The sequence below is a fragment of the Stenotrophomonas sp. YJH_SMC_4 genome, from assembly GCF_059371575.1.
In genome coordinates, this window is sequence record NZ_JCAFUR010000001.1 from 674930 (window position 1) to 688915 (window position 13986).

Consider the following 13986-nt stretch of genomic DNA (forward strand, 5'->3'; position numbering starts at 1 on the left):
GATCCACGCAGGCGTGGATCCAACGTCGCCCCACTCTCCTCAGAAGCCCACACGCAGGTTGATCTGCCCGCCCACGTCGCGGCGGCCATCGCCGTGCTGGCCCTGCACGAACATCGACAGCTGGCTGTTGCGGCCGAGGCCCACCGCCACGCCCACCTGACTGACCAGCGCATTGCGTGCCATCACCGCGCTGTAGACGTCGAAGGCATTGCCGCCCACCGCGAAGCGGTTGCGGCTGGCCACATCGGTATCACCCGATGCATGCTGCCAGCCTAGGCCAACCGTCAGCTGCGCCGGGAAGCGCTCGCCGCTGCCCACATCCCAACGGCCGCGCACGCCCACGGTGCTGACATTGAGCGTGTCCTTGCCGCCTTCCAGCACCAGCGCAGCCGTGCCGCCCTGCTCCACCGCACGATCGCTGTCGACCCAGTGCCTGGTGAACTGCACATACGGCTGCAGTTGGGTCCTGCCATGGGTCCAGGTCCAGCTGCCCTCCACCTGCGCGATGGTCACATCCGAATCCTGGCGGCTGTACAGGGTCTGGCCCAGCAGCGGCACCTCACGCGTGGTACGCGTGCGGTAGTCACCGCGCGATACGCTGCCACCGACCGCAAAGCCGTTGTTCCACTGGCCCTGCGCATACAGGCCGAACGTGTTGCCGCGCAGGCGGGCCCGCGAGCTGCGATCGTACAGACGCGTATCCAGCCGCTCGTTGCCTGCGGCCGCACCCAGCACCACGTGTTCGCCCAGCTGCCAGTCCACGCCCGCCATCAGTGCATTGCGGTTGGAGCGGATGTCGTCGCCGTTGCCGTCACTGTCCTGGCGGAACACCTTGCCGCTGCCGGCCAGCCAGGCCGAGGCACGCTCGCCACGCACGGTCGGCAGTTCGCTGCCGAGACGCTGGCGGATGCCCTCTTCCAGGTAGTTGTCGTACAGCAGCACCGCACGGCTGGCCGCATGTACCTCGCCGGACAACTGGTCGAACGCCGCACGCGCGGTACCCGCGTCATACATCAGCAGCGTGTTGTACAGGCCCAGTGCCGGACCACTCTGCGGCAGGCTGTCCAGCGCTGCAGCGGTGTTGTACTGGTTGCGCGTCTTCGCCGCCGTGGTGAATGCCGCGGTCTGCGCTACGTCGATCTGCAGGTTGGCCGTGTTGGCGGTATAGACCGGGGTGATGGTCAGGAAGGCCGACGGCGAGGTCGCCGAAGCGAACTGCCCGCTGACGCCACCACCCGCGTTGATCACGGTGTACTGCTGGCCCTGCTGGTAGCTGGTGTTCGGCGAGATGGTATTCACCTTGACGATGCTGCCACCCACGTTGGCGCTGCCGCCCACCTGTACCGTATCGCTGCCGGTGGCACCCAGATCGACGCCCAGCGTGCTGCCCGGCGACAACGTCAGGTTACCGCCCACCGTGATCGTGCCGGTGCCATTGCCCGCACCACTGCCGTTGCCCGGGCCATTGCCCGGCGACAGCACGCCGCCGCTGGACACCGTCACGCCGCCACCCGTGCCACCGATGGTCCCGGTACCGGACAGCGTGGTACCGCTGCCGATGGTCCACTGGCCACCGATGTTGCCGGTGACATTCAGGCCACCGCCGGTGACCTGGCCGGTGCCGCTGAAGCCGCCGCTGTTGCCGCCCAGGTTCAGGCCGCCCGGGCCTGCCTGCACGATGCTGCCACCACCGCTGATGGTGCCGCCCAGCGTGGTGGTGCCGCCGGTGTTGATGACCAGGCCACCGTTGTTGGTGATGTTGCCGGTGATCGAGCCGCTGGCGCCGCCATTGCCGACCTGCACGGTGCCGCCGGCATTGATGGTGGTGCCGCCGGTGTAGGTGTTGTTGCCGGTCAGGGTGACCGTTCCGGTGCCGGCCTGGGTCAGGCCACCAATGCCGCTGATGGTGCCTCCGACGGTGGTGTTGCCGCCCACGTTGAACACCAGGCTGCCGTTGTTGCTGACGTTGCCGGCGATCGCACCGCTGGCGCCGCCGTTGCCAACCTGCAACGTGCCGCCGGTGTTGATGGTGGTGCCACCGGTATAGGTGTTGTTGCCGCCCAGGATCAACGTGCCGCTGCCGGCCTGGGTCAGGCCACCGCTGCCGCTGATGGCGCCACCGACCGTGGTATTGCCGGCCACGTTGAACACCAGGTTGCCGTTGTTGGTGACGTTGCCACCGATCGCGCCGGTCGCACCGCCGTTGCCGACCTGCAGCGTGCCGCCTGCATTGATCGTGGTCGGCCCGGTGTAGGTGTTGTTGCCGGTCACGGTCAGAGTGCCGCTGCCGGCCTGGGTCAGGCCGCCGCTGCCGCTGATGGTGCCACCCAGCGTGGTGTTGCCGGCCACGTTGGACAGCAGCGTGCCGTTGTTGGTGACATCGCCAATGATCGAGCCGGTCGCGCCGCCATTGCCCAGCTGCAGCGTGCCGCCGGCGTTGATGGTGGTACCCCCGGTGTAGGTGTTGGTGCCGGTCAGCACCAGCGACCCACTGCCCGCCTGGGTCAGGCCCCCCGTACCGCTGATGGTGCCGCCCAGCTGCGTGTTGCCGGCCACGTTGGAGATCAACGCGCCATTGTTGGTGATGTCTCCAGCGATGGCGCCGGTTGCCCCGCCGTTGCCGACCTGCAGCGTACCGCCGGTATTGATCGTGGTGCCACCGGTATAGGTGTTGTTGCCGACCAGGGTCAGCACGCCGCTGCCGGCCTGGGTCAGGCCACCGCTGCCGCTGATCGCGCCACCGACGGTGGTGTTGCCGCCCACGTTGAATACCAGGCTGCCGTTGTTGGCAACGTTGCCGGTGATCGCACCGGTCGCACCGCCATTGCCCACCTGCAGGGTGCCACCGGCATTGACGGTGGTGCCGCCGGTATAGGTGTTGTTGCCGGTCAGCACCAGCACGCCGCTGCCGGCCTGGGTCAGGCCGCCACTACCGCTGATGGTGCCACCGAGCGTGGTGTTGCCGGCCACGTTGGACACCAGCGCGCCGTTGTTGGTGATGTCGCCGACGATCGCACCGGTCGCACCACCGTTGCCGATCTGCAGCGTGCCGCCGGCATTGATGGTGGTCCCTCCGGTGTAGGTGTTGTTGCCGGTCAGCACCAGCGTGCCGCTGCCGGCCTGGGTCAGACCGCCATTGCCACTGACCACGGCGCCCACGGTTGCCGTGGTGCCAAGGTTGTAGACCAGGCTGCCGTTGTTGGTGATGTCGCCCAGCACCGAACCGGTGCTGCCACCGCTGCCGATCTGCAGCGTGCTGCCACCGTTGATGGTGGTACCACCGGTGTAGGTGTTGTCGCCGCTCAGGGTCAGCGTTCCGGTACCGCTCTGCACCAGGCCGCCGGTACCACCGAGGACGCCGGCAAACGTGGTGCTGGCGTTGTTGCCGCCGGTGGTCAGCGTTGCGCCGCCCAGCGCCACCGTGCTGCCGGCAACACCGGCCAGGCCGCCGATGCTCTGGTTGCCACCGGCACTGATGTCCAGCGTGCTGGTGCCGGCCAGGTTCACCGTGCTGGCGCCAGACAGGCTGCCGCCCGCACCCACCGCCAGCGTGCCGCTGTTGATGGTCGTGGTGCCGGTGTAGCTGCTGGCGCCGCCGAGGGTAACCGTCGCCGCGCCATCCTTCAGCAGGCCGCCGGCACCGCTGATCGGGCCATTCAAGGTCAACGCGTTGCTGCCGGCCAGGGTCAGCGTACCGCCGGCCAGCTGCACGCTGTTGGCCAGGGTCAGCGCGCTGGTGCCGTCCAGGCTGGCGTTGCCGCCTACGGTCAGCGCGCCGATGCCCAGCGAACCGCCGTTGCCCAGCAGCAGGCCACCGGCATTGAGGGTCACGCCGCCCGTGAAGACGTTGACGCCAGTCAAGCCCTGGATGCCTGCGCCGTTCTTTACCAGGCCACCGGCCCCTCCGATGGTGCCGGCGAAGGTGGTATTGCCCACGCCATTGAGGGTCAGCGTGCTGCCGCCCAGCGCCACTGTCGAACCCGCCACGCCTGCCAGCGAACCGATCGCCTGCGCACCACCCGCGCTGATGTCAAAGGCGGTACCGGCATTGGCCAGGTTCACCGCACCAGTCGCCGCGAGGCTGCCGCCGGCACCGATCGCCAGCGTGCCGGCGTTGATGGTGGTGCCACCGGTGAAGGTGTTGGTGCCGGTCAACGTCTGGGTGCCCGAACCTTCCTTGATCAGGCCACCGGAGCCGGCCACCGAGCCACTGAAGGTGCCATTGGCAGGGCCTCCGATCGTCAGCGTGTTGGCGCCCAGATTCACTGTACCGCTGCCGATCAGGGTACCGAACTGCTGCGTGCCGCTGCCTGCTGACAGATCGAAGGTCGCCCCCGTGGCCAGGTTGACGGTGCCTGAGGAGGCCAGGCTGGCGCCAGCACCCAGTGCCAGGGTGCCGGCGTTGATGAAAGTACCGCCGGTATAGGTGTTGGCACCATTCAAGGTCAGCGTCGCGGCACCCTCCTTGGTCAGTGAGCCGGTACCACTGAGGATGCCGTTGAGGGTGAGGTTGTTGCTGCCGAGGACGGTCAACGCGTTGTTGAGGGTGAAGTTGTTGGCGAGGGTGACCGCCGTGTTCGAATCGAGCGTCGCAGCGCCTCCGACCGTCACCGCACCGGTGCCCAACGCAGCATTGTTGCCGACCACCAGGCCACCGGCGTTGAGCGCTACGCCGCCGCTGAAGGTGCTGGCGCCGTTGAGCGTCTGCACGCCTGCGCCGTTCTTGACCAAGCCGCCGTTGCCACTGATCGCACCGCTGAAGGTGCTGTCCACGGTGCCGCCCAGGGTCAGCGTGCTGCCGCCCAGCGCCACCGTACTGCCGGCGACGCCGGCCAGCGAACCGATGGCCTGGTTGCCCGCCGAAATGTCGAACGTGCCGGCACCGGCCAGGTTCACTGCGCCGGTCGCGGCGAGGCTGCCACCAGCACCGATCGCCAGCGTGCCGCTGTTGATGGTGGTGCCACCGGTGTAGGTGTTGGCGCCGCTCAGGGTCACCGTGGCCGCACCGTCCTTGATCAGCCCGCCCGTGCCGGAGATCACGCCACCCAGGGTCAGCGCCTGGCTGCCAAGCAGATCGAGGTTGGCACCCGATGCGAGGTTGATGCTGTTGGCCAGGCTGACGCCGGTCGATGCATCCAGCGTCGCGTTGCTTCCCACCGTCAGCGCACCGCTGCCGAGCGCAGCGTTGTTGCCGACCACCAATGCGCCGCCATTGAGCGCGACGCCACCGCTGAACAGGTTGGCACCGCCCAGCGTGAGGCTGCCGGCGCCGTTCTTGACCAGGCCGCCGGTGCCGGAGATCGCGCCATCGAAGATGCTGTTGCCAACGCCGCCCAGGGTCAGCGTCTGCGCCCCCAGGCTCACCGTCGAACCCGCCACGCCGTTCAACGCCCCGATGGTCTGGTTGGCGCCGGCAGTGGAGATATCGAAGCCCGTGCCTGCCGCAGTGAGCGTCACCGCACCGGTCGCGGCCAGACTGCCGCCGGGGCCGATCGCCAGGGTACCGGCGTTGATGAACGTGCCGCCGGTGTAGGTGTTGGCACCGGTCAGCGTCTCGATGCCGGCACCGACCTTGGTCAGGCCACCGGTGCCTGCGATCGAGCCACTGAAGGTGCCATCGGTGGCGCCGCCCACTTCGATCGAGTTGGCACCGAGGTTCACCGTACCGTTGCCGACCAGCGTGCCGAACTGCTGCGTGCCACTGCCGGCCGACAGGTCCAGCGTGGCGCCGGTGGCAAGATTGACGGTACCGCTCGCGGCCAGGCTGGCACCGGCCCCCAGCGCCAGCGTGCCGGCGTTGATGTTGGTGCCACCGGTGTAGGTGTTGGCGCCATTCAACGTCAGCGTCGCGCTGCCATTCTTGGTGAGGCTGCCGGTACCGGAAAGGACGCCGTTGAGCGTCAGTGCATTGGTCCCGATTACGGTCAGCCCGGCATTGAGCGCAATGTTGTTGGCCAGCGTTGCCAGGCCGGTGGTATCCAGCGTGGCAGCACCACCGACGGTCAATGCGCCCGTGCCCAGCGCCGCATCATTGCCGAGCACCAGTCCGCCTGCATTGAGCGTCACGCCGCCACCGAAGGTATTGGCGCCGGACAAGGTCTGTACGCCCGCGCCCACCTTGACCAGGCCACCACCGCCGCTGATCACGCCATCGAACGCGGCGTTGCCGGCGGTACCGAAGGTCAACGAATTGCCGCCCAGCGTCAGCGTGCTGCCGCCCGCGCCGTTGAGCGCGCCGATGGTCTGGTTGCCGCCGGCACCGGAGATATCGAAGCCTGCGCCTGCGCCCAACGTGACATCACCGACTGCGGCGAGACTGCCACCCGTGCCCAACGCCAGCGTGCCGGCGTTGATGGTGGTACCGCCGGTGTAGGTGTTGGCACCGGACAGCGTCAGCGTGGTGCCGCCATTCTTGATCAGGCTGCCATTGCCGCCTACCACGCCGGACAGCGTCAGCGCATTGCTGCCGGGCAGCGTGAGTGCGACGCCCGAGCCCAGCGTGACCGCATTTCCGAGCGTCACTGCAGTGCCTGCATCCAGCGTGGTGCTGGCATTGACCGCCAGCGCACCGGTACCGAGCGCACCATTCGCGCCGACCACCAGGCCACCACCGTTCAAGGTCAGCCCGCCACCGAAGGTGTTGGTGTTGTTGAGGGTCAGCAGGCCCGCACCATTCTTGACCAGGCTGCCATTGCCGCTCAGCACGCCTCCGAATGCAACGTCACTGGTTCCACCCAGGGTGAGCTGGGTGCCGGCACCGAAGTTCACCGCGTTGGCCAGATTCAATGCCACCGTGCTGTCCAGCGTGGTGGTGCCGCCAATACCCAGCGCACCGGTACCAAGCGCACCTGCATCGCCCAGTACCAACCCACCCGCGTTGAGCGCAAGGCCACCACTGAACGTGTTTGCACCGGACAGCGTCTGCACGCCCGTGCCGGTCTTGACCAGGCCGCCGGTACCACCGATCACACCGGCAAAGCTGCCATTGCTGGCACCGCCAAAGGTCAGCGACTGCGCGCCCAGCGCCAGCTGGCTGCCCGCCACGCCATTCAACGCGCCGATGGTCTGTGCCGCACCGGCTGCGGAGATGTCCAGTGTCGCGCCCGCACCGGCAAGATTCACCGCACCGGCTGCAGCGAGACTGCCGCCTGCGCCCAGCGCCAGCGTGCCGGCGTTGATGGTGGTGCCTCCGTTGTAGGTATTAGCGCCCGACAACGTCAACCGCGCCGTGCCGTCCTTGATCAGCCCACCGGCACCGAATACCGGACCGGCCAGCGTCAGGTCATTGCTACCCAGCACGGAAAGGTTGGCACCGGCAGCGAGACCGATGTTGTTGCCCAGCGCCAGCGCCGTTGTGGCCTCCAGCGAAGCGTTGCCGCCCACCTCCAGCTGGCCGGTACCCAGCGCCTGCGCATTGCCCAGCTGCAGCAGGCCCGCGTTGAGGCCGACGCCCCCGCTGAACGTATTGGCGCCGTTCAACGCCAGCGTCGCCGTACCGTTTTTGACCAGGCTGCCAGTACCACTGATGAGACCGCCCAGCGACACGTTCTGGCTGCCCAGCAGATCCAGCGCCGCGCCTGCCCCAAGGTTGAGGTCGTTGGCGAGGTTCAGCGCTACTGAACTGTCCAGCGTGGCATTGGCGCCCACCGACAGTGCACCGGTGCCCAGTGCGCCGGCGTTCCCCAGGAACACGCCGCCGCCGTTGACGGTCAGCCCACCGCCGAAGCTGTTGGCGCCGTTGAGGGTCAACGTGGTGGCACCATTCTTGACCAGCCTGCCGGCACCGGACACCACGCCACCCAGCGTGATCGCCTGCGAGCCCGGCAGCGACAGCGCGGCACCCGCGCCCAGGGACACATTGTTGGCCAGGTTCAGCGGGGCGCCGCCATCGAGCGAGACGCTGCCGCCAATGCCCAATACTCCCGTACCGAGTGCGCCACTGTTGCCCAGCAGCAGACTGCCGGCGTTTGCGCTCAGTCCACCGCTGAAGGTGTTGGTACCGTTCAAGGTCAGTGTCGACGCGCCATTCTTGACCAGGCTGCCGGTGCCGGTGACGTTGCCGGCCAGGGCCAGGTTCTGGCTGCCCGGCAGGGTCAACGCCGCGCCGAGGTTGATCGCATTGCCCAGGTTCAGTGCAGCAGTGGCGTCCAGCGAACCGTTGCCACTGACGGTCAGCGCACCGCTTCCCAGCGCACCGGCGTTGCCCAGCACCAGGCCACCGGCGGCAAGATTCACCCCACCGCTGAAGGTGCTGGCGCTGGTCAGCGTCTGCACGCCGGTGCCCTGCTTGATCAGGCCACCGGTGCCGCCGATCACGCCGGCGAAGGTCTGGTTGGTGGCATCACCGAAGGTCAGCGTGCTGCTGCCCAGCGCCAGGGTGCTGCCAGCCACGCCGGACAACGCACCGATGGTCTGGTTGCCACCCAGCGAGATATCCAGTGTGCTGCCAGCGCCGGCCAGGCTGACCGCGCCGCCGGCGGCCAGGCTTCCGCCGCTGCCCACCGCAACCTTGCCGGCATTGATCGCCAGGCCGCCGGTGAAGGTATTTGCGCCACCCAGCGTAAGCGTGGCTGCACCGTTCTTGACCAGGCTGCCGGTGCCACCGATGGCGCCGCCCAGCGTCAATGCACTGCTGCCCAGTACATTCAGCAGGCCACCTGCGCCGAGGTTGATGCCATTGCCCACGCTCAGCGCCGCGCTGGCATCGAGCGTTGTCGCACCGCCGACATTCAGCGCGCCGGTTCCGAGCGCGCCGGCATTGCCCAGGACCAGGCCACCGGCATTGAGCGCCAGCCCACCACCAAAGGTATTTGCAGCGTTGAGGGTCAGCGTGGTCGCACCACTCTTGACCAGGCTGCCGGTGCCACCGATCACGCCGTTGAACGTCAACGCCTGGTTGCCGAGCAGATTGAGGCTGGCACCCGAACCGAGGTTGACCGCGTTGGCCAGTGCAAGCGCCCCCGTGGTTCCATCGAGCGTCACGTTGCCGCCGACACTGAGCGCACCGCTGCCCAGCGCAGCAGCATTGCCCAGCAGCAGGCCACCGCCGTTGAGTGCCACGCCGCCACTGAGGTTGTTCACGCCCGACAAGGTCTGCACGCCGGTGCCCAGCTTGACCAGGCCACCCGTGCCTGCGGCGAACGTACCGCTGTAGCTGGTATCGCCCAGCCCCGCGAGGGTGAGCGTGTGGCTGCCCAGGTTGACCGAACCGCCGAGGCCCGCCAGCGAACCGATGGTCTGGTTGGCGGCCGCCGACAGGTCCAGGGTGGTACCGACGCCGACCGTGATCGCGCCGGTGGGTGACAGGCTGCCGCCCGCGCCCAGCGCCAACGCGCCTCCGGCCAGGTTGAAACTGCCGGTCAGCGCATTGGCGCCGTTCAAGGTGAGGGTGCCGGCGCCGCTCTTGGTCAGGTTGCCGGCACCGGAGATCGAACCGTTCAATGACAACGCATTGCTGCCCAGCAGGTTCAGCGAGCCCCCGCCATTGATCACCAGATTGTTGCCCAGGGTGAAGCCCGACGTCGTATCCAGTGAAGCGCTGCCACCCACGGTCAGGTTGCCGCTGCCCAGCGCGCCCGCATTGCCCAGCAGCAGGCCGCCGGCATTGAGGTTGACGCCGCCGGAGAACAGGTTTGCGCCGCCGAGCGTGACGATGCCGGTGTTGTTGACCGTCAGCCCGCCAGTACCGGACAGCAAGCCCCCCAGGCTGAACGCATTGGTCCCTGCCAGGGACAGATTGCCACCAAGGCTGAAAGGGTTGGCCAGGTTCAGACCGGCCGTGGCGGAGGCGATGGCACCGCCGTTGGCGGTGAACAGCCCTGTGCCGAAGGAACCGGCATTGTTGAAATTGACCAGGCCATCATTGAGCGTGGTCGTACCCGCACCCGCCCACGCACCCTGCAGGTTCCAGGTGCCGCTGTTGACGGTGAGCTTCTGGAAGTTGAGGTACTGGTTCCAGCCCAGCGTGGTCACCGCTCCGCCGATGCCGGACCCCGGACCGCTGACGACGTTCTGCAACACCAGCGTGTTGTTGGCCGCACCACTGCCGGTACCGGCGTCGACCGATCCCGCTGCCGCAACCTTTACCCCGGTGACACCGGTAATCACGCCGGCAAGAGCGCTGCCGCCGCCGCTCACAACGCTGGAACCCGACACTGCGGTGAAGGTGTTGCCGCCGGTTGAATCACCCAGGTGAACGCTGCCACTGACCGCCCCCGCATTGAGGAACGTGTTACCGCCAGAAGCACCCAGGCCGACGCGTCCGTCGATGGTGCCTGTGTTGGTCACATTGGCGGCTGCACCACCATAGGTCACCACCGTGGTCGCGTCGGAAACGCTGCCTGCACCGATCAGCGACGTGCTGATCAGGCCGGCGTTGTTGATGGTGGTGGTGCCGTTGACATTCTGTGCCACCAGCGCCTGTCCACCGAAGCCCAGCAGCGTTGCGATGTTGACGACACCCTTGATCTGTCCGCTGGCGTTGTTGTTGACGACGATCGCGCTGTTGTTGGCAGAACCATTGCCGATGACCAGGCCGGGCGAGGCGAGGATGATCGAGCTCGGATCGATCGTGCCATTGTTGTTGACCGTCACGTTGTCGCCGGTCAGCGTTGCTGCGTTGCCGCCACCTACGACCGGCGGCGTACGCAGCAATGCACCCGCGGCGATGTTCAGCGTGAGGCCGTTGGTCGCGTTGGAGTAGTTGTTGATGTTGGTGGTGCTGTCGCAGTTTACGGTTGTGGTGCCGGTGCACGCTGCAAACGCCGATCCGCTGGCCAGTGTTGCGGCCAAAGCCACCGCCAGCTGGTGCGCCCGCAATCGCGGCACCCGCCCTGCGCTGACCGCGCTTCCGCCGGGATTCCGGGCGACCTCCGAAGCAACCTGCATTACCCCAAGGGCACGATTGAAAACCAGACGGTAAATGCGGTTCATCGGTAAATCTCCATGAAAAGACCGGATGGCACAGCTGGCAGGTTTTTTGGAGACAATGCGGCCCACCCCGGCTCCCGATACGGAAACAAGGTTTGAAGACATTAACTCCTGAAAATCTTCACATCTTCACGCCGTCGCACCCGGTGACAGGTACGACAGCGTGTCCCTCAAGGCGAAAACTCCCCGGTTTCGCCCGACGAATGGCGGCACTGTGCGACCGTCGGTGCCAGCGGCATGTGAATCACGCTCGTTATTTTCATGACGTACGTCAAATAAAACGGGCGGACAAAATGGTCTTGCCGAAAATGCATATACCTGCTGCAAGCGGAGATTCCTTTCCCCGCCATAAGTAAATCATTCAGCTGCTCGAGAGTTTCATCAGCACCAGGCCGGAAACGATCAGCACCGCTGCACCGATCCGCATCGGGCTGACCTGCTCGCCGAGGAACACGATGCCAACCACGAACGCACCGACCGCGCCGATGCCGGTCCAGATCGTATAGGCGGTGCCCAGCGGCAGGCTGCGCATGGCCACCGCCAGCAACCAGAAGCTGGCGATCATGCCGACGATCGTGACCACGGTGGGGGTGAGCTTGGTGAAGCCTTCGGACTGCTTCATGGACACGGCCCAGACGATTTCCAGCAGGCCGGCGAACAACAGATAGATCCAGGCCATGACGGCCCTCCTCTTGGTAGGGCCAGGCCGTCCTGGTCTTTGATTCCCGATATGGGGGAGGCCGTTCCTCCTGGCCGGCATTCTAGCAACGGCGGGTGGCCCGGGCCGCCATGGGCGGGAACGGGTTACAGCGGATTCAGCGCGTGAAGCTGGCGTCGATGCACCTGCCTGCGCTAGACTACGCGTCTGCCATCGGCCAGCCGATGCGCAGTCCGGCTGTGGTCTCTGGCGCATCGCGCGCTGCTTCCCCTGGTCCGTGAACTGGCTGCCCTCCGGGCGGCCGACGTCTCTATGGTGGCCCCGTCGGCCCCTCGCGACGCTAGGTCGAAAACCCCGCCAGGGCCGGAAGGCAGCAACGGTATCGATCGACGCGGGCGCCGAGGTCAGCCGGCGGGGCCATCGCCTTTTCCGGCGACGCCCCGCCCCTGGCAGGTGCCACCCCTGGTTGGCGCCCTTCGCCGGACATGACCCGGTCCTACCGTGCCTCGGGCGTGCCCTGGTGGAACAGCATGCGCCATCCATCCCCGTGCCGGCGCCACAGCGAGCTGCGCAGCACCCAGCCTTGCGGCTGGCCGTCGAGGTAATGGCGGCTGCGATAACGCACCTGGGCCAGACCGTCGGCCAACAACCACACCGCGTACTGTTCCGATTCGATCAGCACCTGCGCGCGCTCCAACGGGATCTCCTGCAAGGCTGCATCACGGCCATAGCATTGCCCGGAACTGCCGATCTCGCTGAAATCCTCGTCCAGCAATGCGTCAAGGCGCTCAGGATCGGCCCGCACCGCAGGCGCATGCAGCGCGCGCTCCAGCACCTCCAGTCCGGCGGCCAGCGTCGCGTCGGCGGGCTGGCCGGCACCGCTCACGGCGGATCCTGCGCCAGCACGTGCGGTGCAGTCGGGGTTGCCAGCGGCACGCACTGCCCCGGCTGCGCCACGCGGTGGCCGCGCGCGGCCAGCGCCACACCATCAGCCACGCTGGCGTAGTGGTAGAGCATCATCCGCGCCTGCAGTTCCGCGCTGTACTCGCGCTCCAGGTCGTCCACACCGGTATGCGACGGATTGCCGTGCAGGCCGCAGTCGTGGGCGATCAGTTCGTTGTCATTGGCGAAGCGGGCCAGCATCTCCGGAATCGGCCGGGTATCACCACTCCAGGTCAGCGCGCCCTGCAGGCGCAGGCCGTACGCCGTCTCCGGCCAGTGGTGGCGTACCGGGAATGCTTCCAGGCGCACGCCCTCGTGCCAGAACGCCTCGCCCACCACGATCAACTGGAACGCATCCCAGAAGTTGGCACCGCCCTCGGCCAGCACGTTCGGGTAGTCACCGATGCGCTTGTGCAGCAGCGGCACCACGGTGGCAGGCACATACAGGCGCACCTTGCCGCGGCGCTGCGTGCTGAAGAAGGTATCGACGAACAGCCGCTCGAAACCGGCCACGTGATCCAGGTGCACATGGGTGACGAACAGTGCCTGCGGCATGTGCCCGTAGTGCGCCTTGAACGCGGTCAGGCCTTCGCCGCCGCAGTCGATCGTCAGCCATGGCCGCCCGTCCCGCTCGATCACCGACATCGGCGACCCCAGCTCGACCGCCGACGCGTTGCCGACGCCGAGGAAACGCAACGACCAGCCCATCAGGTGCCCCGGTTCCAGGCCATGTCATAGGCGCGCCTCAGCCGCGCGTAGTCCTTCTGCACGTCCTCCACGCTGCGCTCGCCGCGCAGCTTGATCAGCGAGCGCAGCAGGCGCTTGAGGTTGCGTTCGCGCCAGGCGGTGGCCGGAATGCGGATCACCCCGCGGTCGAAGTCGATCAGCCAGCCATGGCCGTTGCCATCGAACAGGATGTTGTGCGCGTTGAGGTCGGCATGGTCCAGGCCGGCACGGTGGAAGCGGGCGATCAGCCGCCCGGTCTCTTCCCAGGGCGCGCCCCGTCCGGCGACCAGCGCACGGTCGGCCAGCGAGCGCACGCCCTCGATCCGCTCCATCAGGATTGCCGCCCGGTAGCGCAGGCCTTCGCGCATGTAGTACGCGGCGATCGGCCGGGGCACCGGCAGCTTCTTCTCGCGCAGGGTGCGCATCAGGCGGAATTCGGCAAAGCTCCGGGTCCGGTCCGAGCCACGCCAGAGGTACTGGTCATGGCTGATCTTCGCTGCCAGGCCGCCGCGCAGGTAGTGGCGCAGCACGCTGGCGCCGAACGGCGCATCGATGAACCAGGCGCTGCCGCGGCCGCCCTCGCCGACCGGCCGGGCCTTGCTGCCCCAGTGCTGGGGGGAGAACAGGCCAACCTCGGCTTGCCGCAGCCGCTCGCGGTCGAACAGAATGGCCCCGATGCCGCGACCCTCGCGGCATGGCGTCAGCGCTTCATTGGCGTCGAATGCGACCAT

General features: G+C 67.4%; 5 protein-coding genes and 1 other RNA gene. 1 reads left to right on the forward strand and 5 read right to left on the reverse strand.

Annotation, left to right across the window (positions count from 1 at the left end; genetic code table 11):
- Positions 1 to 39: 39 nt before the first annotated feature.
- Both AC5P9F_RS03250 and AC5P9F_RS03255 read right to left on the reverse strand, forming a co-directional pair.
- Positions 40 to 10932, reverse strand: a complete 10893-nt coding sequence (locus AC5P9F_RS03250; protein ID WP_308680071.1) for an autotransporter-associated beta strand repeat-containing protein — start codon at positions 10930 to 10932, stop codon at positions 40 to 42.
- A 358-nt stretch (positions 10933 to 11290) separates the two neighbouring features.
- Positions 11291 to 11608 carry a DMT family transporter gene (locus AC5P9F_RS03255; protein ID WP_005408286.1) on the reverse strand — a complete coding sequence of 106 codons (318 nt, stop codon included), beginning with the start codon at positions 11606 to 11608 and terminating at the stop codon, positions 11291 to 11293.
- Between the two features lie 300 nt (positions 11609 to 11908).
- Between AC5P9F_RS03255 and ffs the strand changes: the two genes are divergently transcribed.
- An RNA gene (ffs, locus tag AC5P9F_RS03260) (signal recognition particle sRNA small type) lies at positions 11909 to 12005 on the forward strand.
- 78 nt (positions 12006 to 12083) lie between these two features.
- On the opposite strand, the gene AC5P9F_RS03265 is transcribed toward ffs, so the two are convergent.
- Genes AC5P9F_RS03265 through AC5P9F_RS03275 form a run of 3 tightly spaced genes read right to left on the reverse strand, consistent with a single transcriptional unit; the run spans position 12084 to position 13986 of the window.
- Positions 12084 to 12473 (reverse strand): nuclear transport factor 2 family protein, encoded by a 390-nt coding sequence (locus AC5P9F_RS03265; RefSeq protein ID WP_164225268.1) that lies wholly within the window; start codon positions 12471 to 12473, stop codon positions 12084 to 12086.
- Positions 12470 to 13237 carry an MBL fold metallo-hydrolase gene (locus tag AC5P9F_RS03270; protein WP_164225267.1) on the reverse strand — a complete coding sequence of 256 codons (768 nt, stop codon included), beginning with the start codon at positions 13235 to 13237 and terminating at the stop codon, positions 12470 to 12472. Before AC5P9F_RS03270 ends, AC5P9F_RS03265 begins: the two co-directional genes overlap by 4 nt.
- Positions 13237 to 13986, reverse strand: coding sequence for a 3-deoxy-D-manno-octulosonic acid kinase (locus AC5P9F_RS03275; RefSeq protein WP_111198292.1), 750 nt, complete (start codon positions 13984 to 13986; stop codon positions 13237 to 13239). Before AC5P9F_RS03275 ends, AC5P9F_RS03270 begins: the two co-directional genes overlap by 1 nt.

Excerpts from the sequence above, each read along its gene's own strand:
- AC5P9F_RS03255 (WP_005408286.1), bottom strand. The coding sequence starts at position 11,608 with ATGGCCTGGATCTATCTGTTGTTCGCCGGCCTGCTGGAAATCGTCTGG.
- AC5P9F_RS03275 (WP_111198292.1), bottom strand. The coding sequence starts at position 13,986 with ATGGTCGCATTCGACGCCAATGAAGCGCTGACGCCATGCCGCGAGGGT.
- AC5P9F_RS03250 (WP_308680071.1), bottom strand. The coding sequence starts at position 10,932 with ATGAACCGCATTTACCGTCTGGTTTTCAATCGTGCCCTTGGGGTAATG.
- AC5P9F_RS03270 (WP_164225267.1), bottom strand. The coding sequence starts at position 13,237 with ATGGGCTGGTCGTTGCGTTTCCTCGGCGTCGGCAACGCGTCGGCGGTC.